Origin of the sequence: Luteimonas notoginsengisoli (genome assembly GCF_042648885.1) — a bacterium.
Lineage (GTDB): Bacteria > Pseudomonadota > Gammaproteobacteria > Xanthomonadales > Xanthomonadaceae > Luteimonas > Luteimonas notoginsengisoli.
Window position 1 is genome coordinate 631989 of sequence record NZ_JBHRYF010000008.1, and the last position, 19854, is coordinate 651842.

The window sequence follows — 19854 nt, forward strand, 5'->3', positions numbered from 1 at the left end:
ACAGCGGATTCGAAGCCAAGGACCACCCTGCCATGAAGAAGCTCCTGCTCGGCCTTGCCGTCGCGGCCGGCGTCGCCGCGTGCGCGACCACGACCTCGCCGACCGGGCGCACCCAGTACGTCGGCGCGGTATCGCAGGACCAGCTCAACCAGATGGGCGCCCAGGCGTTCGCGGAAGCCAAGGCCAAGACCCCACAGACCAAGGACGCGCGCCAGCTCGCGTACGTGCGCTGCGTGGTCAATGCCCTGGTGCGCGAGTTGCCCGCCGACAGTGGGCAGGGCACGGCCTGGGACGCGGCGGTCTTCGTCAACGACGAGCCCAACGCGTTCGCCCTGCCGGGCGGCAAGGTCGGCGTGCAGACCGGCATCTTCAAGGTGGCCAGGAACCAGGACCAGCTGGCCGCGGTGATCGGCCATGAGATCGGCCACGTGATCGCGCACCACCACGACGAGCGCATCACCCGGCAGATGATCGCGCAGGGCGCACTGGGCGTGGCGGGGGGACTGGCCGGCGCCGGCTACGGCGAAAACGCGGCCAACACGACCACCCAGCTGGGCAGCATCGCCGCGCAGGGATTCTTCCTGCTGCCCAACTCCCGCGCCCAGGAAAGCGAGGCCGATGTGGTCGGCCAAGACCTGATGGCCAAGGCCGGTTTCGACCCGCGCCAAGCGGTGAACCTGTGGCAGAACATGATCGGCGCCGGCGGCAACCGCCCGCCGCAGTGGCTGTCGACCCACCCCGATCCCAAGGCCCGCATCGGCGAACTGCAGGCGCGGGCCAACGGCCTGCTGCCGCGCTACGAACAGGCCCGCGCCAACGGTCGCGCACCACGCTGCGGCTGAATTTGCGTTAATCCGGAATTGCGCGCGTGAAAGCGGTTTCTGCTAGCTTTCGCACCCCGGCCGCGGCTGCGCGCCGGCCCTCTTCTGCAACGAACGTCAGGTGATCCCATGTCGAAGACCTTCCCCGCCCGCCATGCCCTGGCCGCTGCCGTGCTCGCGCTGTTCCTGACCGGCACCGCCACGGAATCGTTCGCCCAGTCGGCGTCCGACGCGTTCCATTCCGGCCGCAAGAACCGCAAGGCGGACAAGGAACAGGGCAAGGAAGAATCGACCGCCAAGGTCGAGGCCAAGTATCCCAACGCCACCCGCGAGGAGCCAGAAGCCAAGGCCTCGGCAAAGCTCAGCGCGAAGCTGAAGAAGATCTTCGACGCCTACGGCGAGAACGATGCGGCCGCTGTCGTCCCGCTCGCGGACGAAATGATCGCCAACGACAAGGCCAACGCCTACGAGCGCGCCATCTCCGCGCGCCTGGCCGCGGCCAGCCTGATCGGCGAGGACGACGCCAAGGCCATGAGCTACCTGCAGAAGGCGCTGGAGTTCAACGGCCTGAGCAACAACGAGCATTACGACTCGATGCTGATGCTCGGCCAGCTGCAGATGCAGGGCGACGACGACGCCAAGGGTCTGGCCACGGTGGACAAGCTGATCGCCGAGACCAAGACCACCAGCCCCGACGTGCTGGCGATCAAGGGCAACGCGCTGTACCGGCTGGAGCGCTACCCGGAGGCGATCACGGCGCTGAAGCAGGCGATCGACACCGCCGGCGCCGACGCCAAGCCCGAATGGCAGCAGCTGCTGATGGCCTCGTACTTCGACAGCGACCAGCCGGCCGAGGCGGCCCGGATCGCCGAAGAGGCGCTGGCCAAGAACCCGGACGACAAGAAGCTGCAGATGAACCTGGCCTCGATCTACATGCAGGCCGAGCAGAACGACAAGGCCATCGCGCTGCTGGAGAAGATGCGGGCCAAGGGCCAGCTCACCGAAGACCGCGACTACCGCAATCTCTACGCGATGTATCTCAACACCGAGGGCCGGGAGAAGGAAGGCATCGCGGTGATCAAGGACGGCATGGACAAGGGCGTGATCAAGCCCGACTACCAGACCTACGTGGCGCTGGGCCAGGCCTACTATTTCACCGACCAGCCCGCGCTGGCGATCGAGAACTACCAGAAGGCCGCTCCGCTGGCGCCGGACGGCGAGGCGTACTTGAACCTGGCGCGGATCCTGTGGGGCGAGGACCGGTTGGGCGAAGCCAAGCAGGCCGCGCAGAAGGCGCTCGACAAGGGCGTGAAAAAGCCCGAGGAAGCCAAGAAGATTCTGGCCCAGAAGGGCTAAGGACGCCTTCGATCCGGCCGGAAGATGTTGGTATCGCCCGCCCGGATTGGTATAAGCTTGGAAGTTCCCGCGGCCAATAAAACCGCGGATCAACAACACCCGGGGCGCCGCGGCGTCCGGCCCTATTTCGAGCCCGCTGCGCATGACGGAACAGTTGCCGACCCATTACAAGCACGACCGCGATGAGGCCGACGACGGCCTCAACTGGCCGCGCATCACCGGTATCACCCTGGCGATCGCGGTTCATGTCGCGATCCTGATGCTGATGCTTGCGCCGGTGTCGCCGCCGGGCAACGCGGACGACGAAGAAGACGTGACCCGCGTGGTCATCATCGAGCCGCCGCCCCCGCCCCCGCCGCCGCCGCCGCCGCCGCCGGAACCGCCCAAGCCGCAGGAAATCAAGCAGCTGGCGCCGCCGCAGCCCACGCCCTTGCCGCCGCCGCCGGAAGAGCCGCCGGTGGTCTTCGACGAACCGTCGCCGATGGACGTGCAGGCCCCGCCGCCGGCCCCGCCGGCGCCGCCGCAGCCGCAGCAGAACATCGGTGCCAGCGTCGACATCTCCTCGAAGAACATGAACCCGCCGAAGTACCCGCCCGCGGCCGCACGCTCCGGGATCGAGGGCACGGTGATCCTGATCATCGACGTCGATGCCAATGGCAACGTGGTCGATGTGTCGGTGGAGAAGTCCAGCCGCAATCGCGACCTCGATCGCGCCGCCATGGCGGCCGCGAGGAAATGGCGCTTCAACCCGTCGATGGTGAACGGGCAGAAGGCCGCAGGCCGTGTCCGCGTCCCCGTCGACTTCAACCTCGGCGGCTGATCACCCGACCAGCCCCGAGACCAGGCTTCACTTGCAAGACCCGCTCCACCGCGTCAAACACCCAAACCACAACATCCAAAGGTAAGCGTCATGCTGCAGGAAACCACCAACGCGCCCGCCCCCGGAGGCGACGCCGCCGCTGCTCTCTCCCAGATGGGTGTCGACCATCTGATCAACGAAATGGTCACCAACCCGGGACAGCACGTCGTCCAGTGGGTGGTGGCGCTCACCCTGATCCTCATGTCGGTGATGTCGATCTACTGGATCGTCGTCAACCTGCTGAAGAACGTGAACCTGCGCCGCCGCGGCGATGCAGTCGTCACCACGTTCTGGGAAACCACCAACGCGCAGGATGCGATCCGCTACATGGAAGAGCAGCCGCGCAGCGAGCCGTTCTCCAAGATCGCGCTCGACGCCGCCCAGGCCGCTGCCCACCACCAGCAGAGCGAAGGCTCGCGTCTGGTTGAATCGCTGAACCGGTCGGAGTTCGTCGACCGCGCGCTGCGCCAGGGCGTGACCCGCGAGTCGATGCGGCTCGAGAGCGGCCTGACCGTGCTGGCATCGATTGGCGCCACCGCGCCGTTCGTGGGCCTGCTCGGCACCGTGTGGGGCATCTATGGCGCGCTGATCCGGCTCGGTGCCGGCGGCCAGGCGTCCATCGATGCGGTGGCCGGCCCGGTGGGCGAGGCGCTGATCATGACCGCGTTCGGCCTGTTCGTGGCGATCCCGGCGGTGCTCGGCTACAACTTCTTCGTGCGCCTGAACCGCATCACGAACAACAAGTTCGACACCTTTGCGCACGACCTGCATGACTTCTTCGCCACCGGCTCGCGCGTCGGCGAAGTTCCGGTCAAGCGGTAATTCGCATCGTCTGATGGAGTCCGGATATGGCTTTCAGTGCCAACGATAGCGGCAGCGGCGCGCCGAAGGCTGACATCAACGTCGTTCCGCTCGTCGACGTGCTACTGGTGTTGCTGATCATCTTCATGGTCACGGCACCGCTGATGTCACACAAGGTCAAGGTGGAGCTGCCAGAGGCCAACCTCGACCAGGTCGACGAATCCAAGAACAAGGTGCAGCCGATCACCCTGGCTGTCACCGACGACGGCGACGTCTACTGGAACGACCAGCCGGTCACGCGGGATGTCCTCGAAAGCCAGCTGGCGGTCGAGGCGCAGAAGACGCCGCAGCCTGCGGTCAACATCCGCGGCGACAAGACCACGCGGTACCAGGCGATCAGGGATGTGGTCAATACCGCGCAGGCGCAGGGAATGCGCAAGGTCGGTTTCGTCGCCACGAAAGAACAGAACCACTGAGGACATTGCATCATGGCCTTTTCTTCCAATTCCGACGGCGGCGCGATGTCCGACATGAACATCATTCCGCTTGCGGACGTGATGCTCGTGCTCCTGGTCATCTTCATGATGACCGCGCCGATTCCGTCGTACCCGATCGACATCGACCTTCCGCAGCGTTCGCTTACGCCACCGGTCAACCCGCTGGATCCTCCGGAGCCGATCCGGCTGCGGATCGACCAGTCCGGCACCATCTTCTGGAACGACAGCCCGACGCCCATCTCGGCGCTGCGCAACATGATGGAGTCCGAGGTCCAGCGCGACGTCAACAACCAGCCGACACTGGAAATCGACGTCAACGCGGACGCCGAGTACGGCGTCCTCGCCAAGGTGCTGGCCGAGGCCAAGAACGCACAGATGCAGAAGATCGGTTTCGTCAAGAACTGACTGCTCCACCGCGGCCGGCGCACCTGCAGCGCGCCGGTCCGGGCTTACCTTTGAACGCCGCCCTCGGGCGGCGTTTTTTTTGTGCCCGTCACGGAATGCCTGTTTGCCGAGCGAGTAGCGTGCAAGGGGAGGCAAGAATGCGGAGAGTGGCAGTGGCGGGATCGATGAAGCAGGCGTTCACCGAGGGAAGCCATGAGGCGGATCGCGGCGCAGGCCCGCGCCGGCAGGCAGGCACCCGAACGGCGCGCGTGATCGTGCGGAAGGTGGTCGCAATCGCCACGACGAAAGCCCGTGCGAGATCGGCGCTCGAGCGCGTGTCCGCCCGTAACCGGTCCGGTGATCGCGGATCGAACCCGGGCTCGCCGCTGCAAGGCGTGCAGATCGGGCGCATGTGGCAGCGGCTCGCCTGCATCGCTTCTGTAAGCGTGCTGTTGGCCCTGGGCGGCACCGTATCCGCGCGGGCAGACGAGGTGCCGCAGGCTTCTCCGATCACGCGCCAGATGGAGGAAATGCGGGCGCTGGACGGCAAGTTATCAGGGCAGGTAGCTGACGCCGAGCGCTTTCGTCGGCTAACCGAGTTCTACCGCGCCAGGTTTTCGGGCCTGCAAGCCAGTAGTGTCCGTGCAGCCATGTCGGACGAGGACCTTCGGGCGCTGACGCTCGCGGCCCAGCTGGCGGTGTTCTACCACCACGACGGCGACATCCTCGACGACGCGATGGCCGACCTGCGCTTGCTGGAAGATCGCGGCGCGGCCCGTCCCGGCGACATCCGCGCGGCCTACGGGTTGCTGGTCGCCGGGCGAAGATTCGAACAGGCGCGCCACTTCCTCGCAACTCACCCGGATCTGGATGAACCGGAGCCACCACGCTTACGAGGCTTGCGTGCCGATGTGTCAGGGGCTGCCGAAATGCGAGTCGACGAGACCGGGGGGACGCTGGAGTGGGCGCCGCTCGACTTGGCGACGTTGCCACGAATTCTTGTGATCGGCCATCCGTCGTGCCACTTCACCCAGGATGCCGCGCATGCGATCGAAGCTGATCCCGCGCTGCGCAAGCTGTTCGCCGCTCACGCCAAATGGCTGGCGCCACAGGACACCGGAACGGACTTCACCGTCTTTCACCGCTGGAACACCGAACATCCCGATCTGCCGATGACCATCGCCTATCGCGCCGCGGGCTTCCCGATGATCGACCATTGGGCGACGCCCACATTCTATTTTCTGAACCACGGTCGCGTCGTTTCGAAGGTGACTGGCTGGCCGCGGGGCGGGCGGCGCAATGAAATCCTCGCCGCCTACCGCGAGTCGTTCCCGGAGTCCGGGCCCAGCACCGCCAGATAGCGGCGGACCGTGGCGTCCAGGCCTTCGTACAGGGCTTCGCCGATCAGCGCGTGACCGATCGACACCTCCAGCACGTTCGGCACGGCATCGAGGAAGGCCGCGAGGTTGGCTTGGCTCAGGTCGTGTCCCGCGTTGACGCCGAGGCCGACGGCGGCCGCGGCGCGCGCGGTGTCGGCGTAGGCAGGCAGCGCGGCGGCGGCCGAGCCTGTCGCGAAGGCTTCGGCATACGGGCCGGTGTAAAGCTCCACGCGCGCCGCGCCGATGGCCGCCGCGCGGGCGACGTCGGCGCCGGTGTCGGCGAACAGGCTGACCCGGCAGCCAAGCGCACGCAGTGCGGCGACCAGCGGCGCCAGCGACTCGGCGTCGCGCGCGAAATCGAACCCGTGGTCGGAGGTCAGCTGTGCGTCGCCGTCGGGCACCAGGGTCGCCTGTGCCGGGCGTGCCAGTTCGCACAGCGCGAGAAAGCCGGGATAACCCGCGCGCGGCGGCGCGAACGGATTGCCTTCGAGGTTGAACTCGACGCCGTACCCGCGCGTCAGCTCCGCCAGCGCCAGCACGTCGTCGCTGCGGGTGTGGCGCGCGTCCGGGCGCGGATGCACGGTGATGCCGTGCGCGCCCGCGTCCAGGCAGGTGTGCGCGGCGCGCAGCAGGTCGGGCTCGCTGCCGCCGCGCGAGTTGCGCAGCACCGCGATCTTGTTGAGGTTGACGCTCAGGACGGTCATGCGCGGTGGCGGCTCAAGCGGCGGGCGGTTCGCCGGCGGCGCGTCCGGCCTGGGCCTGCTCGCGCAGGCGGCGGAGCTCGGCGGGATCCAGGATCAGGCTTTCGTCGCGGCTCTGGCTGCCGATGCGGCGCGCCAGCAGGCCCAGCGCGGCAGCGATCAGGAAGCCCAGCGCCGCGAGCAGGCAGATCACCGACAGCGCGACCGATGTCGACTTGAGCGCCACCGCGAACGCGGCCAGCGCCAACAGCAGGTAGAGCCAGGCCATGCGCCGCTCCTCGGTCGTGGAAACGTCGACAGTCTAACCGCCCCGGCGCGGACGCCAGCCCGGTGCGCGTCAGCGCATGGATCAGAGCAGCGGCGAGCCCAGCCGCGCCAGCGCTTCGGGCAGGCGCGCGCGCCACAGCGGGCGCTGGCGGTCGTCGCGTACCCGGGGGGCGTTCGCCAGGTCGAGTTCGAACAGCGCCGCCAGTTCCCCCGCGATCGTCGGGTCGTGGAACAGCACCGAAAGCTCGAAGTTCAGGCGGAAGCTGCGGTTGTCGAAATTCGCCGAGCCGATCAGCGCGAACGCGTCGTCGACCAGCAGCGCCTTGGTGTGGAGCATGCGGGGGCCGTATTCGTACACCTTCACGCCGGCCGCGAGCAGTTCGTCGAAGTACGAACGCGCGGCCAGCGTCACCAGCAGGCTGTCGCTGCGCCGCGGCACCATCAGCCGCACGTCCAGCCCGCCGAGCGCGGCCGAGGTCAGCGCCATGCTCGCCGCCTCGCCGGGGACGAAGTAGGGCGTCGACAGCCACACGCGCTCGCGCGCCGTGTGGATCGCGGACACGTGCATGCGGTGGATGGATTCCCACGACGAGTCCGGCCCGGAGGGCAGGACCTGCGTCGACACCGGCCCGGGTTCGCGCGGTGGCGGGTCGCGGGGCAACTCCGCCAGCACCGCACGACTGCGGGTCGCGTACATCCAGTCCTCGACGAACACCAGCTGCAGCGCGCGGACCGCGTCGCCCTCGATCCGCAGGTGCAGGTCGCGGAAGGCGTCGTCGCGCAGGGAATCGTTCTCGTCGTCGGTGATGTTGATGCCGCCGGTGAAGCCGATGCGGCCGTCGATCACCACGATCTTGCGGTGGGTGCGCATGTTGACCCAGGTGCGGGTCCAGATCCGGCCGAAGCGCGCGGGATGGAACCAGCAGAACTCGCCGCCTGCCGACAGCAACGGCGCGAAGAACTGCTTGGTCGCGCTCGCGGAGCCCACGGCGTCGAGCAGCAGCCGGACCTTCACCCCGGCCCGGGCGCGCTCGACCAGGGCCTCCAGCAGCGCATTGCCGGTGCTGTCGGGCTGGCAGGTGTAGTACTCGAGATGGACGTGTTCGCGCGCACCGCGTACGGCTTCCAGCAGCGCGGCATAGGTGGCGGCGCCGTCGACCAGCAGCCGTACCGAGCGCGCGGTCGAGGGCGGCAGCCCGGTCGTGGCGGCGCCCAGTCGCGCCAGCTCGATCGCCTCGTCGTCGCCGTCCAGGCCAGTGCTCTCTCGCGGCATCCGGCTGCGGCTGCGCCGCAGGCGATGGCGCTTGATCTTCTGCGGCCCGAATACCTGATAGATCAGGAAGCCGATCACCGGCAGCGCCGCCAGCCCCAGCAGCCAGCTCAGTGTTGCCACCGGCTCACGCTTCTGCAGCACGATCCAGCCCCCCAGCCAGACGAGGTAGGCGATCCAGACCACGGCCACGTACAGGCGCAGGTGCGGGATGGCGACGAAGGCCTGCCAGGCGTCTTGCAGCGGTTCGAACATGCGGTCGGTTCCCTGAATCATGTGGCGCGATGTCGCGGCCGCTGCGACGCCAAAGCGCTAGCCTAAGCCATGCATGACGATGGCAAGGTCAAATTGGCGCTGCAAGGCGCCCCCAAGGGGCGCGGCTCGGCGTCTTACGTAGCCGGGCGCTTCGAAAAGCGCGTGGCGCGCAGCGAGGACGACGGCTGGGGCTCGACCTGGGACCTGTCCGACGCCGCTGGAGCCGCCGACCCGCCGCCGCACCCGGACACCCGCGTGACCGAAGAGCGCGCGCGCAGCGTGATCAGCCGCAACCAGTCGCCGGACGTCGGGTTCAGCCAGTCGGTGAATCCGTACCGCGGCTGTGAGCACGGCTGCGTCTATTGCTTCGCGCGGCCATCGCACGCCTACCTCGACCTGTCGCCCGGGCTCGACTTCGAGACCCGCCTGTATGCCAAGACCAACGCCCCCGAGCAGCTGCGGATCGAGCTGGCGAAGCCCGGCTACCGTTGCAGCACGATCGCGCTGGGCATCAACACCGATGGCTACCAGCCCATCGAACGCCGCTACCGCGTCACCCGTGCGCTGCTGGAAATCCTCGCCGAATGCCGGCATCCGGTCAGCATCGTCACCAAGAACGCGCTGGTGCTGCGCGACCTCGATCTGCTCGCGCCGATGGCCGAGCGTGGCCTGGTCAGCGTGCACCTGTCGGTGACCACGCTCGACAACCGCCTGGCGGCGAAGATGGAACCGCGCGCCTCCGCGCCGCACAGCCGGCTCAAGGCGATCCGCGCGCTGTCGGAGGCGGGCGTGCCGACGGGCGTGCTGGTGGCCCCGGTAATCCCGATGATCACCGACCGAGAGCTCGAGGCTATCCTCGAAGCCGCGCGCGAAGCGGGCGCGCAGTCCGCGGGCCACGTGCTGCTGCGCCTGCCGCACGAACTCAAGGACATCTGGCGCGAGTGGCTGGAACTGCACTACCCCGAACGCGCCGCACACGTGATGAGCCTGATCCGGCAGATGCGAGGCGGCAAGGACTACGACGCGCAGTTCGGCACGCGCATGCGCGGCGAAGGCCCCTTCGCCGACCTGATCGCCGCACGCTTCGCCAAGGCCTACCGGCGGCTGGGCTTCGAGCGATCGCCTCCGCTCGATGCCACCCAGTTCATCGCGCCGCGCAAGCCGTCGCCGCAGGGCGACCTGTTTTGAGCGAGTTGGAGGTCGTCTTGCCCTGTAGCCGTGTCGCTCGGTGTTGCTGTTGCCGTGATCTCTGCCAACGAATCATGGCTCGGTCCGAAGACCCGGAGGGCGGCGCACAAGGATGTGCGCCGTCTTTCTATGAGGCAGCAAGCCGATTAGAAAAATCCCTGCGTCAACGAATCGCCTGGTTAGCTCTGCACGGGAAAGCGTTTTCTTTGGTTCCGTTTCTTTTGACGCTTATCAAAAGAAACGAAGCCGCCGAAGGCGGAAGCTTCTGACTTTGCCATTGACCTCGGCACCGGCTTCGATGTGCGAACATCCCGGAGCGGGAGCAAAGGTCAAGAGCGTTTCGCCCGCTGAGCGGGCGAGTTCATTTCTTTGATAAGCGTCAAAGAAACGAACCAAAGAAAACGCTTTTCCCGTACACATCTCCCGCAGCGGCGTCCAGCGACGCAGGGATTTTTCTAATCGGCTTCCTGCCTCATAGAAAAACGCCGCACATCCATGTGCGGCGCCCTCCGGGTCTGCGAACATTCGTGGCGCGGCCACGTCTTCAGAAGCGAGGGGCAAGAGCGACTCACTGCGAAGCCGCAACGGCAACGGCAACAGCGGCAGCAAACGAGCCGCAGCCGGAACCTTTCACGGAAGACATGCGCGCCTGCCGCATTGCACGCCGCGCGCAGCCTCGACGCGCTGGCGTCGCGGCGATCAGCTGCCCGTGAACGGCACCAGCGGCCCGCCCAGCCACAGCCACCGCGTCATCCACGCACAGACCAGCGCCAACAGCACCGTCAGCGGCGCGCCGATCTTGATGAAGTCGGAGAAGCGGTACTGCCCCGGCCCGAGGATCAGCAGGTTGCCGTGGTGGCCGATCGGGGTCAGGAAGGCGACCACCGCGCCCAGCGCGGTGCAGACCACGAACGGCGTGGCCGGCAGGCCGAGCGAATGGGCCAGGGCCACCGCGATCGGGCCGAGCAGCACCGTGGTCGCGGAGTCCGACAGGATCTGGGTGAGCAGCGCCGCGGCGGTAAACATCACCAGCAGGATCGACAGCGTCGGCCAGTCGTGCACCAGCGGCAGCAGCGCGTCGGCGAGGAGCCGCGCCGTGCCGCTGTGCTCCATCGCAATGCCCAGCGGGATGACGCCGGCGATCATCACGTACACGCGCACGTCGATGCTGCGGTAGGCCTGGCCGATCTCCACGCAGCGCAGCGCGACCATCGCCACCGCGCCGAACAGGAACGCCATCGGCGCCGGCAGCCAGCCGGTGGCGGCGGCCAGGATCGTGGCGCCGAGGATCGCCAGCGCCAGCGGCGCGCGCACGCGGCGCTTGGCTTCGCCCGCGAAGGGCACCAGCATCAGGAAGCCGTGGTGCGTGGCCAGGTCGGCGAAGTCGCCGGGCTTGCCCCACAGCACCAGCAGGTCGCCCTCGCGCAGGCGCGCGTCCGAAAGCCTCTGCGCGATGCCGCCCTCGCGGCGCCAGAGCCCGGCGATCACGGCCTGGAACTGGCGCGAGTACTCCAGCTCGCGGATGCTGCGGCCGATGAATTCCGAACCCGGGCCGATCACCGCCTGCACCAGCTGCGCCTCGTCGTCGTCGGCCTTGCCGCCGTAGCGCGCGACCGGCGCGAGCATGATGCCCGGGTCGTCGTGCAGCGACGCCAGCGCATCGGCGGACGCCTCCACCAGCAGCACGTCGCCGCTGAGCAGCGGATTGCCCTTGCCCAGGTCGCTGCGCAGCTTGTCGTCGCGCATCCAGCCGACCAGGCGGAACTTGTCGCCCAGCGCCTTCTGCAGTTCGCCCAGCGGCCGCGTGTTCCAGCGCGAGTCCTTCACCACCAGCAGTTCGGTGCGGTAGCGGTCCAGTCGCAGGTAATCGTCGTCGCCGGACTTGCCGGCGTGCTTGGGCAGGATCCAGCGCGCGAGCAGCATGTACGCCACCCCGAACACCACCAGCGCCAGGCCGATCGGCGTGATCGAAAAGATGTCGAGGCCCTTCTCGCCCGACCGCGAGAGCAGGTTGTCGGCGAGTAGGAACGCCGGCGCGCTGACCAGCGTGAGCGTGGTGCCCAGCGAGGCGGCGAACGACATCGGCATCAGCAGCCGCGACGCCGACAGCCCGTTCGCCTTGGCGAAGCGGGTCAGGATCGGCAGCATCATCGCGGTGACCATCACGTGGTGGGTGAACGACGCCATCGCCGCCACCGCCGGCATCGTCACCGCGATCGCGCGCCCCTCGCTCTTGCCCGACGCGCGGCCGATCCACTGGCCGATGTGCTCGGTGATCCCGGTCGCCGCGAGCGCGCCGGAAATCACGAACACCGCCGCGACGATGATCGCCGGCTCGCTGGCGAAACCCGACAGCGCCTGGTCGCCGTCGAGCACGCCGGTGACCACCAGCGCCAGCAGGATCAGCATCGCGCTGACATCGATGCGCACACGCTCACTGACGAACAGGTAGAGTCCGCCGGCAAGGATGAGCAGGAACAGGATCTGGTCCAAGGCCATGACGCATTCTGCCTGCCAAGGCCTTCACCTTGTCTACACCCCGCCGCAGCAGCGGCTTGCTACCTTCCCCACGGGATGCAGAATCCGGCCATGTCGAGCGCGCACAACCCCACCGCCAGTACGGGCGACGACCTGTTTGCCCTCGCGATGGCGTCGTCCGCAGGCGGCATGGCGATCGTCGACCTGGACGGCCGCTGGCTCGAGGTCAATCGCGCCTTGGCGCGCCTCGCCGGGCGCCCTGCGACGCAACTGGTCGGCGAGCCGATCGTGTCCACGCTGGCGGCGCGCGACATCGAAGCGCTGCGCAACGCGCTGGCCGCGGCCAGGGAAAGCGCGCAATCCCTGCCGGTGGCGTTCGTGCACGACGGCGGCGGCGAAGTCGGGGCCCGCCTCGATATCGCGCCGGTGCGCGGCGACGACGGCCAGCTGCGCGCGCTGGTCGTCCAGGCCACCCCTTCCGCTGCCCGACCCGCCGGGGCCACCGAGATCGACGCCATCACGCGGCGCCTGGCCGAATCCGAAGCCGCCGTCGCGTCGCTGAACCGGCTGCAGGCCTCGTTCGCCCACGGGGTGTCGCACGATCTGCGCGCGCCGTTGCGCGCGATCGACAGCTTTTCGGCGCTGCTCGCCGCCGACCGCGGCGGCGGCCTCGACGCCAGCGCGCGTGATTACATCGAGCGCATCCGCGCCGCCAGCGGGCGCATGGGCACCCTGATCGACGCGCTGCTCGAGTTGTCGCGGGCGATGCGCGCGGAGCTGCGCCCGGCGCCGGTCGACCTCGGCCTGCTGGCCGACTGGGCCTACGCCGAACTCGCCGATTCCGATCCCGGCCGCGACGCGCACATCGAGGTGCAGCCCGGACTGCAGGCGCAAGGCGACGAGCGCCTGCTGCGCCAGCTGCTGGGCCAGCTGCTGCACAACGCGTGGAAGTTCTCGCGCGACCGCGACCAGGTGCGCGTGCGCATCGATGGCGAACGCCAAGGCGACCGCATCGTGTTGCGCGTGCGCGACGAGGGCTGCGGATTCGACATGCGCTACGCTGACAAGCTGTTCGAGCCGTTCCAGCGCCTGCACGGGCTGGAGCAGGCCGCCGGCAACGGCATCGGCCTGGCCATCGTGCGCTGCATCGCCGAACGCCACGGCGGCCGCGTCTGGGCGCACGCCGAGCCCGACGCCGGCAGTACTTTCTTCGTGGAGTTGCCGGCCGTGCCGGACACCGGGAACCCGCCATGAGCCAGAAAGAGATCCTGCTGGTCGAGGACAACCCGGACGACGTCGAACTCACGCGCATCGCGTTCGCCGAAGCCAAGGTCGCCAACACCCTGGCCGTGGTCGGCGACGGCGCCGAGGCGCTCGATTACCTGTTCGCGCGCGGTCGGTACGCCGATCGCGACCCCGACGACCTGCCTTCGATCGTGCTGCTCGACCTCAACCTGCCCAAGGTCGACGGCCGCGAGGTGCTGCAGGCCATCCGTGCCAACGAGAAGACCCGCAGCCTGCCGGTGGTGGTGCTCACCACCAGCACCGAGCCGTTCGACGTCGAGGCCAGCTACGCGCTGGGCGTGAACAGCTACATCCGCAAGCCGGTGGATTTCGAGCAGTTCGTGTGGGCGGTCAAGCAGGTCGGCATGTACTGGCTGGTGCTCAACCATCCGCGCGAAGGCGCCTGAGACGCTCCGACAGGGCGCGCGCAGGCAAGCACCACGGCGGCGGGCCCGCCCCGACTACAACGCCCCGCAGCACTTCTTGAACTTGCGCCCGCTGCCGCAGGGACACGGCGCGTTGCGCTCAGGCGTCTCGGCTCGGCGCAGCGGCACGCGCGGGGTGAGCATGGCGATGCGATGGTGCTGCAGGTCGGCGAGCATGCCGGGCAGGGCGCCGATGATGTCGACGCGTTCGCGCCACGCCAGCGGCGTTGCCGGCGCGGTCGGATCGTCGCCGTCGAGCACCTCTCCGCTGGCGAGCTGGTCGAACAGGCCCAGGATCGCCGCGATCCATTGGTCCTCGTCCAGCCAGGCGTCCCACGCGGCCTCGCGCAGCTCGACCGCGCGCAGGAAGCCGCTGGCCCATTCGCGGCCGGCGTCGAGCGTATCGGGATGCACCGCGTCGGGATCTTCCGGCAGCCACACCAGCGGCGCCAGCCGGTCGGGGAGCAGCTCCTCGTCGTCGTGGCAGGCGCGGCGCAGCGCAAGCTCGCGCGCACCGGCCAGCAGGGCCGCGACGTCGGCCGCTTCATCGTCGTCGCTCCAGCGCGGCGTGGCGCCGCCCCAGACCACGGCCTGCCACTGGGCCTCGTCAATGGTGCCGGGCCCGACCACCAGCGCCGAAAAGAAGCCGTCCAGGGCCTCGAGCCCAAGGCCGCCGAACGGAACGGCGCGGCGCTCGAGCAGGTCGGCGAGCTGGTCGATGCGGTCGTCCTGGAGGATCGGATGCGGGGTCATGCATGCATCGTAATGCGACCGCCGGCTTTCGTGCAGCGTCCGGTCTTCCGTTGCGCGACGGTGGCCCTGCGGGTTATCGCGACGAACCGGATGCCAGCGTCGGCGGCGCCTGCGTGGCGGTGCGGACTTCGCCGACAATGGGCCATGTCCAAGCTCGCCTCGCCACCGTGTCCCTGCGGTTCCGGTCACGCGCTCGATGCCTGCTGCGGCCCGCTGCTGGCCACGCAGGCGGTCGCGCGGACCGCCGAGGCGTTGATGCGATCGCGCTACACCGCCCACGTCCGCGGCGACCGCGAGTACCTGCTCGCCAGCTGGCATCCGTCCACCCGTCCGGCCACGCTCGAAGTCGACGATGCGGTGCGCTGGCTCGGCCTGGCGGTGAAGCGCCACGTGCAGTCGGCGCCGGACGCGGCGGTGGTCGAATTCGTCGCCCGCTACCGCATCGGCGGCGGGTCGGCGGTGCGTCTGCATGAAACCAGCCGGTTCGTGCGCCAGCACGGTCGCTGGTACTACCTCGACGGCACGTTTCCGGACGCGTGAAGCGGCTTGATCCGTGGTATGGCTACGTCGCCTCTGCGCATGTGGGAGCGGCTTCCGCCCAGAGCTCTTCATCGGATCGACTGGCCGCAAAAGCTCGCGGCTGAAGCCGCTCCCACAAGGACCGACAGCTTTCCGTGCCTGTCGAAACGCCTCCATCGGCGAAAGCGGGCGGTGGCCGGTCGGCAAAGCGCGCGTCGCTCCGCCAGAGAGGCCGTGGCGCGGAGTCGCGACGACAGCGCTACTTCGTCGCGGAATCGTGCGTCACGTGGTAGCGGGTGGCTTCCTCCACCTCGCGCTTCGAGCCCAGGAACACCGGTACCCGCTGGTGCAGCTGCCCGGGGAGCACATCGAGCAGGCGTTCGCGGCCGTCGGTGGCCGCGCCGCCGGCCTGCTCGACCAGCATCGACATCGGATTGGCTTCGTACATCAGCCGCAGCTTGCCGGCCTTGCCCGGGTCCTTGCGGTCCCACGGATAGATGAAGATGCCGCCGCGCGTGAGCAGGCGGTGCACGTCGGCCACCATCGAGGCGATCCAGCGCATGTTGAAGTCTTTGCCGCGCGGCCCTTCGCTGCCGGCCAACAGGTCGCGCACGTAGTCCTGCATCGGCGTCTCCCAGTGGCGCTGGTTGGACATGTTGATCGCGAACTCCCTGGTCTCCTCGGGAATGCGCATCGCGCGCTGGGTCAGCACGAACGAGCCTTGCTCGCGGTCGAGGGTGAACGCGTGCGTGCCGTGCCCCAAGGTGAGCACCAGCATCGTGCTGGGCCCGTAGATGCAGTAGCCCGCGGCGACCTGCTCGCGCCCCGCCTGCAGGAAGTGCTGGTCGCCTACCTCGGCCACGCCCTCGGGGCAGCGCAGCACCGAGAAAATCGTGCCGACGCTGACGTTGACGTCGATGTTGCTGCTGCCGTCGAGCGGATCGAACAGCAGCAGGTAGTTGCCCCGCGGATAGGCGTCGGGGATCGGCTGGCTGTGGTCCATCTCTTCCGAAGCCAGCCCGGCCAGATGCCCGCCCCAGGCGTTGGCCTCCAGCAGGATCTCGTTGCTGAGCACGTCGAGCTTCTTCTGCGCTTCGCCCTGCACGTTGATGCTGGCGCCGTCGCCGCCGGCCGCCACCGCATCGCCGAGCACGCCGCCCAGCGCGCCCTTGCCGACCGCTACCGAGATGCGCTTGCAGGCGCGCGCGACCACTTCGATCAGCAGCCGCAGCTCCGGATTCAGGTGTCCCGCGCGCTGTTCCTCGATCAGGAACCGGGTCAGCGAACGATGCGTGGAATCGGGCGCGGGGGAAACGGCGTGCGGCATGTCGGAATCCTCCTTGTCGAGGCCGCCATTGTCTCATCTGTCCGCCGTGCTGACGCCACGCTGTCAGCAGCCCGCGCGCAGCCTGTCCCGGTGCGACAGGCACGCCAACGACAGGAGACATCCCGTGCTCAATCCCAACGTCCCGGCCTGGTTCGAGATTCCGGCCGCCGACCTTGACCGCGCCCAGGCCTTCTACGAGGGCATCCTCGACACCACCCTTGCGCGCGAGCGCATCGGCGGGGGCGAGCTGGCGGTGTTCCCCTACGCGGGCAAGCCGCATGCGTCCGGCGCGCTGATGGCGCATCCGCAGATGGCGCCATCGATGTCCGGCACCACGATCTACCTCTCGGTCGACGACGTGACGCCCGTGCTCGACCGCATCGCGCGCGGCGCGGGCGAAGTGCTCATCCCGCGCACCGCGCTGCCCGACGGGATGGGCGTGTTCGCCCAGTTCCGCGACAGCGAGGGCAACCGGGTCGGCCTGTGGTCGCAGCAGTGAGGTATCGCCGCCGGCAGCGGATGGCGGATCATGACGTCGCATGCGCCGCGCCGACCGCCTGTTCCTGATCATCCACGCCCTGCGCGGGCGCCGCGTCGCGCTGCCTGCGCGCAGCCTGGCCGAGACGCTGGGCGTCTCGCTGCGCACGATCTACCGCGACGTCGCCGACCTGCAGGTGTCCGGCGTGCCGATCGAGGGCGAGGCGGGCGTCGGCTACGTGCTGCGCAAGGGCGCCGACATCCCGCCGCTGATGTTCAGCGCCGCCGAGCTTGAGGCGCTGGTGGTGGGCACGCGATTCGTGCGCGCGTTCGGCGGCGAGCGCCTCGGGCTGGCCGCGCGCGCGGCCCTGCTGAAGATCGAGGCGGTACTGCCATCGGACCTGCGCGAGCGCAGCCGCCACACGCGTATTTTCGCGCCCGGCATGCCCGGCCGGCACGAAGCGCGCGGGCCGGTCGACCGTCTGCACGCGGCGATCGAGGCGCGCGCGCTGCTGCAGCTCGACTACCGCGACGGCGAGGGTCGCATCACCGCGCGCGAGGTCGAGCCGCTGTGCCTGGCGTTCTGGGGCGGCGCATGGACGCTCGGGGCGTGGTGCCGGATGCGCGAGGGCTTCCGCAACTTCCGTCCCGACCGCATCGCCACGCTGCGCGAAACCGGCGCCACGTTCGCCGACTGCCGCGAACGCGGACTCGACGCCTACCTGCGCTCGACCTGCATCGACGGCCGGGTCGACTGAATCCCGCGGCGGACGAAGGTCGGCGGACGCCAATACGCTGCTGGCCGTGGTCGAGGACCGGCCTGGAAACGCGGCGAAGGCCGGGGGCTACTACGCGATCGTGCCTGCTCAGATCACCCGCAGCGTGATCGCCTTGAGCACCGCGCGGGTGCGATCGCGGGTGCCGAGCTTGTCGAGGATCACCGAGACGTAGTTCTTCACCGTGCCCTCGGCGAGGAACAGCGAACGCGCGATCTCGCGGTTGGAGTAGCCGCCCGCGAGCAGCCGCAGGATCGCCACCTCGCGTTCGTTGAAGGTGTCGACCGGCGGGGCGTCGTCGCGGAACCGGAACCGCGCGCGGACCGGATCGGTGCTCACCGGCTGCAGCAGCGAGTCGCCGGCCGCCACGCGACCGATCGCATCGCGCAGGTCCTCGGGCGCGGCGTCCTTGAGCAGGAAGCCCTGCGCCCCGGCTTCGGCCGCGCGCAGCGGCAGGTCGTCGTCGTCGAAGGTGGTCAGCAGCAGCGTCGGCGTCGCGTCGCCGCGCTCGCGCAGCCTGCGCAGCATCGCGATGCCGTCCATGCCGGGCATGCGGATGTCGCTGAGGATCACGTCGACCGGCGTTTCCGCCAGCTGTGCAAGCAGCGCCTCGCCGTCGTCCACTTCGAAAGCCACGACGACGCCGAGATTCTCCAGCAGCGCGCGCAGGCCGGCGCGCACCAGCGCCTGGTCGTCGGCGAGCGCCACCCGCAGCGGCGCGGTCATGGCGTCGCGTCCCGCATCGGCGGCACGCGCGCGTCGATGCGCAGCGCGCCTCGCGCGCCGGTGCCCAGGCTGAGTTCGCCGTGCAGCGCGGCGATGCGCTCGCGCATGCCCGCCAGGCCGTTGCCCTCGTGGATCGCGCCGCGCAGGCGGCCGTCGTCCTCGATATGGATCGCGATCGCGTCGCCGTCGCGCGCCAGGCGCACGTGCACCTCGTCGGCATCGGCATGCCGTGCGCTGTTGGTCAGCGCCTCCTGCACCAGCCGCAGGATCGCTTCGGCGACGGCCGGATCGGTGACGTGGACGTCGTCGCCGATCGCCAGCCGCAGCGAAGGGCGCGGCAGCGGCGCGGCCAGCGCGCGCAGCGCGGTGCCAAGGTCCAGCCCGCGCGCGTCGCGCAGCGCCTGCACCACGCCGCGCAGGTCGCCGAGCAGTTCGCGCGCCAGCTGCTGCGACACGCGCACTTCCTCGCGCGCCTCCAACTGCGGATCGGCGGCCAGCGCGCGCAGGTTGAGGGTCAACGCGGTGAGCTTGTGCCCGGCGACATCGTGCAGCTCGCGCGCCACGCGCAAGCGCTCAGCATCGCGCGCGCTGTCGGCCAGCAGCGCGCGCGTGGCCAGCAGGTCGGCATTGACCCGGGCCAGGCGGTCGCGCGCCTGCCCGGCGCCGTAAGCGTAGTGGGCGCACAGCGCGGCGAAGATCTGGAAGCCGACATTGAGCAGCGTCACGACCAGTGGGCTTTCATAGCCGTGCCCGCGGAGCACCAGGTACATCGCGACATCGGCGGCCAGCACGGCCGGCACGCCGCGCCGGGGCGACCAGGCCGTGACCACCTGCGTGATCCAGACCACCAGCAGCACCTGCGCGGTGCCCGGCCCCGGGTCCAGCCACATCAGCGCCAGCGCCAGTGCGGGTTCGAGCAGCAACAGCGCGGCCTGCAGCCGAGGCCGACCGTCGCGCAGCAGGATTTCGGCGAGGAAGGCGGCCAGATACAGCAGCAGCAGGCTCCATCCGAGCACGAGGTGCGCCGGACGGAGGAAATGCAGCGACAGCGCTACCGCCAGCCAGGTGACGATGCCGGCGATCACCAGCGTGTGCATCAGCGGGCGCAGCGCGGGGTGGGCGATGAAAGAAGGCATCTGCATGGCCGCATGCTGCGGCGGGTGCGGGGTAGTTGCAACGCATCCGGCGCATGTCATGACTTCCGGCAGGTCGGCCGATGACGAGCGGCACTGCGCGACGCCTGGCGCGCGGCGCAGGCTTGCACGGCCATCGCGGTACAGGCCTGCGCAATCCCGCGCTCTACTGCCCGGG

General features: G+C 69.2%; 22 protein-coding genes. 13 read left to right on the forward strand and 9 right to left on the reverse strand.

Features of this window, described 5'->3' with window-relative positions; all coding sequences use genetic code 11:
* The first annotated feature begins 32 nt into the window (after positions 1 to 32).
* The 7 genes from ACFOM9_RS10685 to ACFOM9_RS10715 all read left to right on the forward strand — a co-directional run bounded on the left by ACFOM9_RS10685 (position 33) and on the right by ACFOM9_RS10715 (position 6079).
* Entirely contained in the window at positions 33 to 842 is an 810-nt protein-coding gene (locus tag ACFOM9_RS10685; RefSeq protein WP_386710142.1) for a M48 family metallopeptidase, read from the forward strand.
* 108 nt (positions 843 to 950) lie between these two features.
* On the forward strand, positions 951 to 2177 hold the full coding sequence (locus ACFOM9_RS10690) for a tetratricopeptide repeat protein (protein WP_386710145.1): 1227 nt from the start codon (positions 951 to 953) through the stop codon (positions 2175 to 2177).
* Positions 2178 to 2319: 142 nt separating this feature from the next.
* On the forward strand, positions 2320 to 2997 hold the full coding sequence (locus ACFOM9_RS10695) for an energy transducer TonB (RefSeq protein ID WP_386710148.1): 678 nt from the start codon (positions 2320 to 2322) through the stop codon (positions 2995 to 2997).
* A 90-nt stretch (positions 2998 to 3087) separates the two neighbouring features.
* Positions 3088 to 3858, forward strand: a complete 771-nt coding sequence (locus tag ACFOM9_RS10700) for a MotA/TolQ/ExbB proton channel family protein (protein WP_386710151.1) — start codon at positions 3088 to 3090, stop codon at positions 3856 to 3858.
* Between the two features lie 26 nt (positions 3859 to 3884).
* Positions 3885 to 4313 carry an ExbD/TolR family protein gene (locus tag ACFOM9_RS10705; protein ID WP_386710153.1) on the forward strand — a complete coding sequence of 143 codons (429 nt, stop codon included), beginning with the start codon at positions 3885 to 3887 and terminating at the stop codon, positions 4311 to 4313.
* A 12-nt stretch (positions 4314 to 4325) separates the two neighbouring features.
* Positions 4326 to 4739, forward strand: a complete 414-nt coding sequence (locus tag ACFOM9_RS10710; RefSeq protein WP_386710156.1) for an ExbD/TolR family protein — start codon at positions 4326 to 4328, stop codon at positions 4737 to 4739.
* 164 nt (positions 4740 to 4903) lie between these two features.
* The gene (locus ACFOM9_RS10715) at positions 4904 to 6079 is read left to right on the forward strand and encodes a hypothetical protein (protein WP_386710159.1); all 1176 of its coding nucleotides are present in this window, start codon (positions 4904 to 4906) and stop codon (positions 6077 to 6079) included.
* On the opposite strand, the gene ACFOM9_RS10720 is transcribed toward ACFOM9_RS10715, so the two are convergent.
* From ACFOM9_RS10720 to cls, 3 genes are all read right to left on the reverse strand, one after another.
* A complete protein-coding gene (locus tag ACFOM9_RS10720; RefSeq protein ID WP_386710162.1) occupies positions 6034 to 6801 on the reverse strand; it encodes a pyridoxine 5'-phosphate synthase in 768 nt (255 codons plus the stop codon). The two genes, ACFOM9_RS10715 and ACFOM9_RS10720, sit on opposite strands and share 46 nt — an antisense overlap.
* 13 nt (positions 6802 to 6814) lie before the next feature.
* Positions 6815 to 7066, reverse strand: a complete 252-nt coding sequence (locus ACFOM9_RS10725) for a hypothetical protein (protein WP_386710165.1) — start codon at positions 7064 to 7066, stop codon at positions 6815 to 6817.
* A gap of 81 nt (positions 7067 to 7147) precedes the next feature.
* Complete coding sequence (gene cls, locus ACFOM9_RS10730; RefSeq protein WP_386711025.1) at positions 7148 to 8590, reverse strand: cardiolipin synthase; 1443 nt, start codon at positions 8588 to 8590, stop codon at positions 7148 to 7150.
* A 69-nt stretch (positions 8591 to 8659) separates the two neighbouring features.
* Between cls and ACFOM9_RS10735 the strand changes: the two genes are divergently transcribed.
* The gene (locus ACFOM9_RS10735; protein ID WP_386710168.1) at positions 8660 to 9778 is read left to right on the forward strand and encodes a PA0069 family radical SAM protein; all 1119 of its coding nucleotides are present in this window, start codon (positions 8660 to 8662) and stop codon (positions 9776 to 9778) included.
* Positions 9779 to 10009: 231 nt separating this feature from the next.
* Here ACFOM9_RS10735 and ACFOM9_RS10740 read toward each other — a convergent pair whose 3' ends face one another.
* Both ACFOM9_RS10740 and ACFOM9_RS10745 read right to left on the reverse strand, forming a co-directional pair.
* Positions 10010 to 10303, reverse strand: a complete 294-nt coding sequence (locus ACFOM9_RS10740; RefSeq protein WP_386710171.1) for a hypothetical protein — start codon at positions 10301 to 10303, stop codon at positions 10010 to 10012.
* Between the two features lie 174 nt (positions 10304 to 10477).
* Positions 10478 to 12277 (reverse strand): SLC13 family permease, encoded by a 1800-nt coding sequence (locus ACFOM9_RS10745; RefSeq protein WP_386710174.1) that lies wholly within the window; start codon positions 12275 to 12277, stop codon positions 10478 to 10480.
* A gap of 90 nt (positions 12278 to 12367) precedes the next feature.
* Here ACFOM9_RS10745 and ACFOM9_RS10750 point away from each other — a divergent pair, with 90 nt between their 5' ends.
* Both ACFOM9_RS10750 and ACFOM9_RS10755 read left to right on the forward strand, forming a co-directional pair.
* Complete coding sequence (locus ACFOM9_RS10750; protein ID WP_386710177.1) at positions 12368 to 13510, forward strand: sensor histidine kinase; 1143 nt, start codon at positions 12368 to 12370, stop codon at positions 13508 to 13510.
* Positions 13507 to 13947, forward strand: coding sequence for a response regulator (locus ACFOM9_RS10755; protein WP_386710180.1), 441 nt, complete (start codon positions 13507 to 13509; stop codon positions 13945 to 13947). Before ACFOM9_RS10750 ends, ACFOM9_RS10755 begins: the two co-directional genes overlap by 4 nt.
* Before the next feature lie 54 nt (positions 13948 to 14001).
* Here the strand turns inward: ACFOM9_RS10755 and ACFOM9_RS10760 are convergent, their stop codons facing one another.
* Positions 14002 to 14718, reverse strand: coding sequence for a UPF0149 family protein (locus tag ACFOM9_RS10760; protein ID WP_386710183.1), 717 nt, complete (start codon positions 14716 to 14718; stop codon positions 14002 to 14004).
* Between the two features lie 144 nt (positions 14719 to 14862).
* Between ACFOM9_RS10760 and ACFOM9_RS10765 the strand changes: the two genes are divergently transcribed.
* A complete protein-coding gene (locus ACFOM9_RS10765) occupies positions 14863 to 15258 on the forward strand; it encodes a YchJ family protein (protein WP_386710186.1) in 396 nt (131 codons plus the stop codon).
* 238 nt (positions 15259 to 15496) lie between these two features.
* Here the strand turns inward: ACFOM9_RS10765 and ACFOM9_RS10770 are convergent, their stop codons facing one another.
* The gene (locus tag ACFOM9_RS10770) at positions 15497 to 16564 is read right to left on the reverse strand and encodes a class 1 fructose-bisphosphatase (protein ID WP_386710189.1); all 1068 of its coding nucleotides are present in this window, start codon (positions 16562 to 16564) and stop codon (positions 15497 to 15499) included.
* A gap of 124 nt (positions 16565 to 16688) precedes the next feature.
* On the opposite strand from ACFOM9_RS10770, the gene ACFOM9_RS10775 reads away from it, so the two are divergent.
* Both ACFOM9_RS10775 and ACFOM9_RS10780 read left to right on the forward strand, forming a co-directional pair.
* Positions 16689 to 17063: a VOC family protein gene (locus tag ACFOM9_RS10775; protein WP_386710192.1), complete on the forward strand. Its 375-nt coding sequence runs from the start codon at positions 16689 to 16691 to the stop codon at positions 17061 to 17063.
* Between the two features lie 40 nt (positions 17064 to 17103).
* On the forward strand, positions 17104 to 17799 hold the full coding sequence (locus ACFOM9_RS10780; protein ID WP_386710195.1) for a helix-turn-helix transcriptional regulator: 696 nt from the start codon (positions 17104 to 17106) through the stop codon (positions 17797 to 17799).
* A 108-nt stretch (positions 17800 to 17907) separates the two neighbouring features.
* On the opposite strand, the gene ACFOM9_RS10785 is transcribed toward ACFOM9_RS10780, so the two are convergent.
* Entirely contained in the window at positions 17908 to 18543 is a 636-nt protein-coding gene (locus ACFOM9_RS10785; RefSeq protein ID WP_386710198.1) for a response regulator, read from the reverse strand.
* The gene (locus tag ACFOM9_RS10790) at positions 18540 to 19739 is read right to left on the reverse strand and encodes a sensor histidine kinase (RefSeq protein ID WP_386710201.1); all 1200 of its coding nucleotides are present in this window, start codon (positions 19737 to 19739) and stop codon (positions 18540 to 18542) included. Before ACFOM9_RS10790 ends, ACFOM9_RS10785 begins: the two co-directional genes overlap by 4 nt.
* Positions 19740 to 19854: the final 115 nt, after the last annotated feature.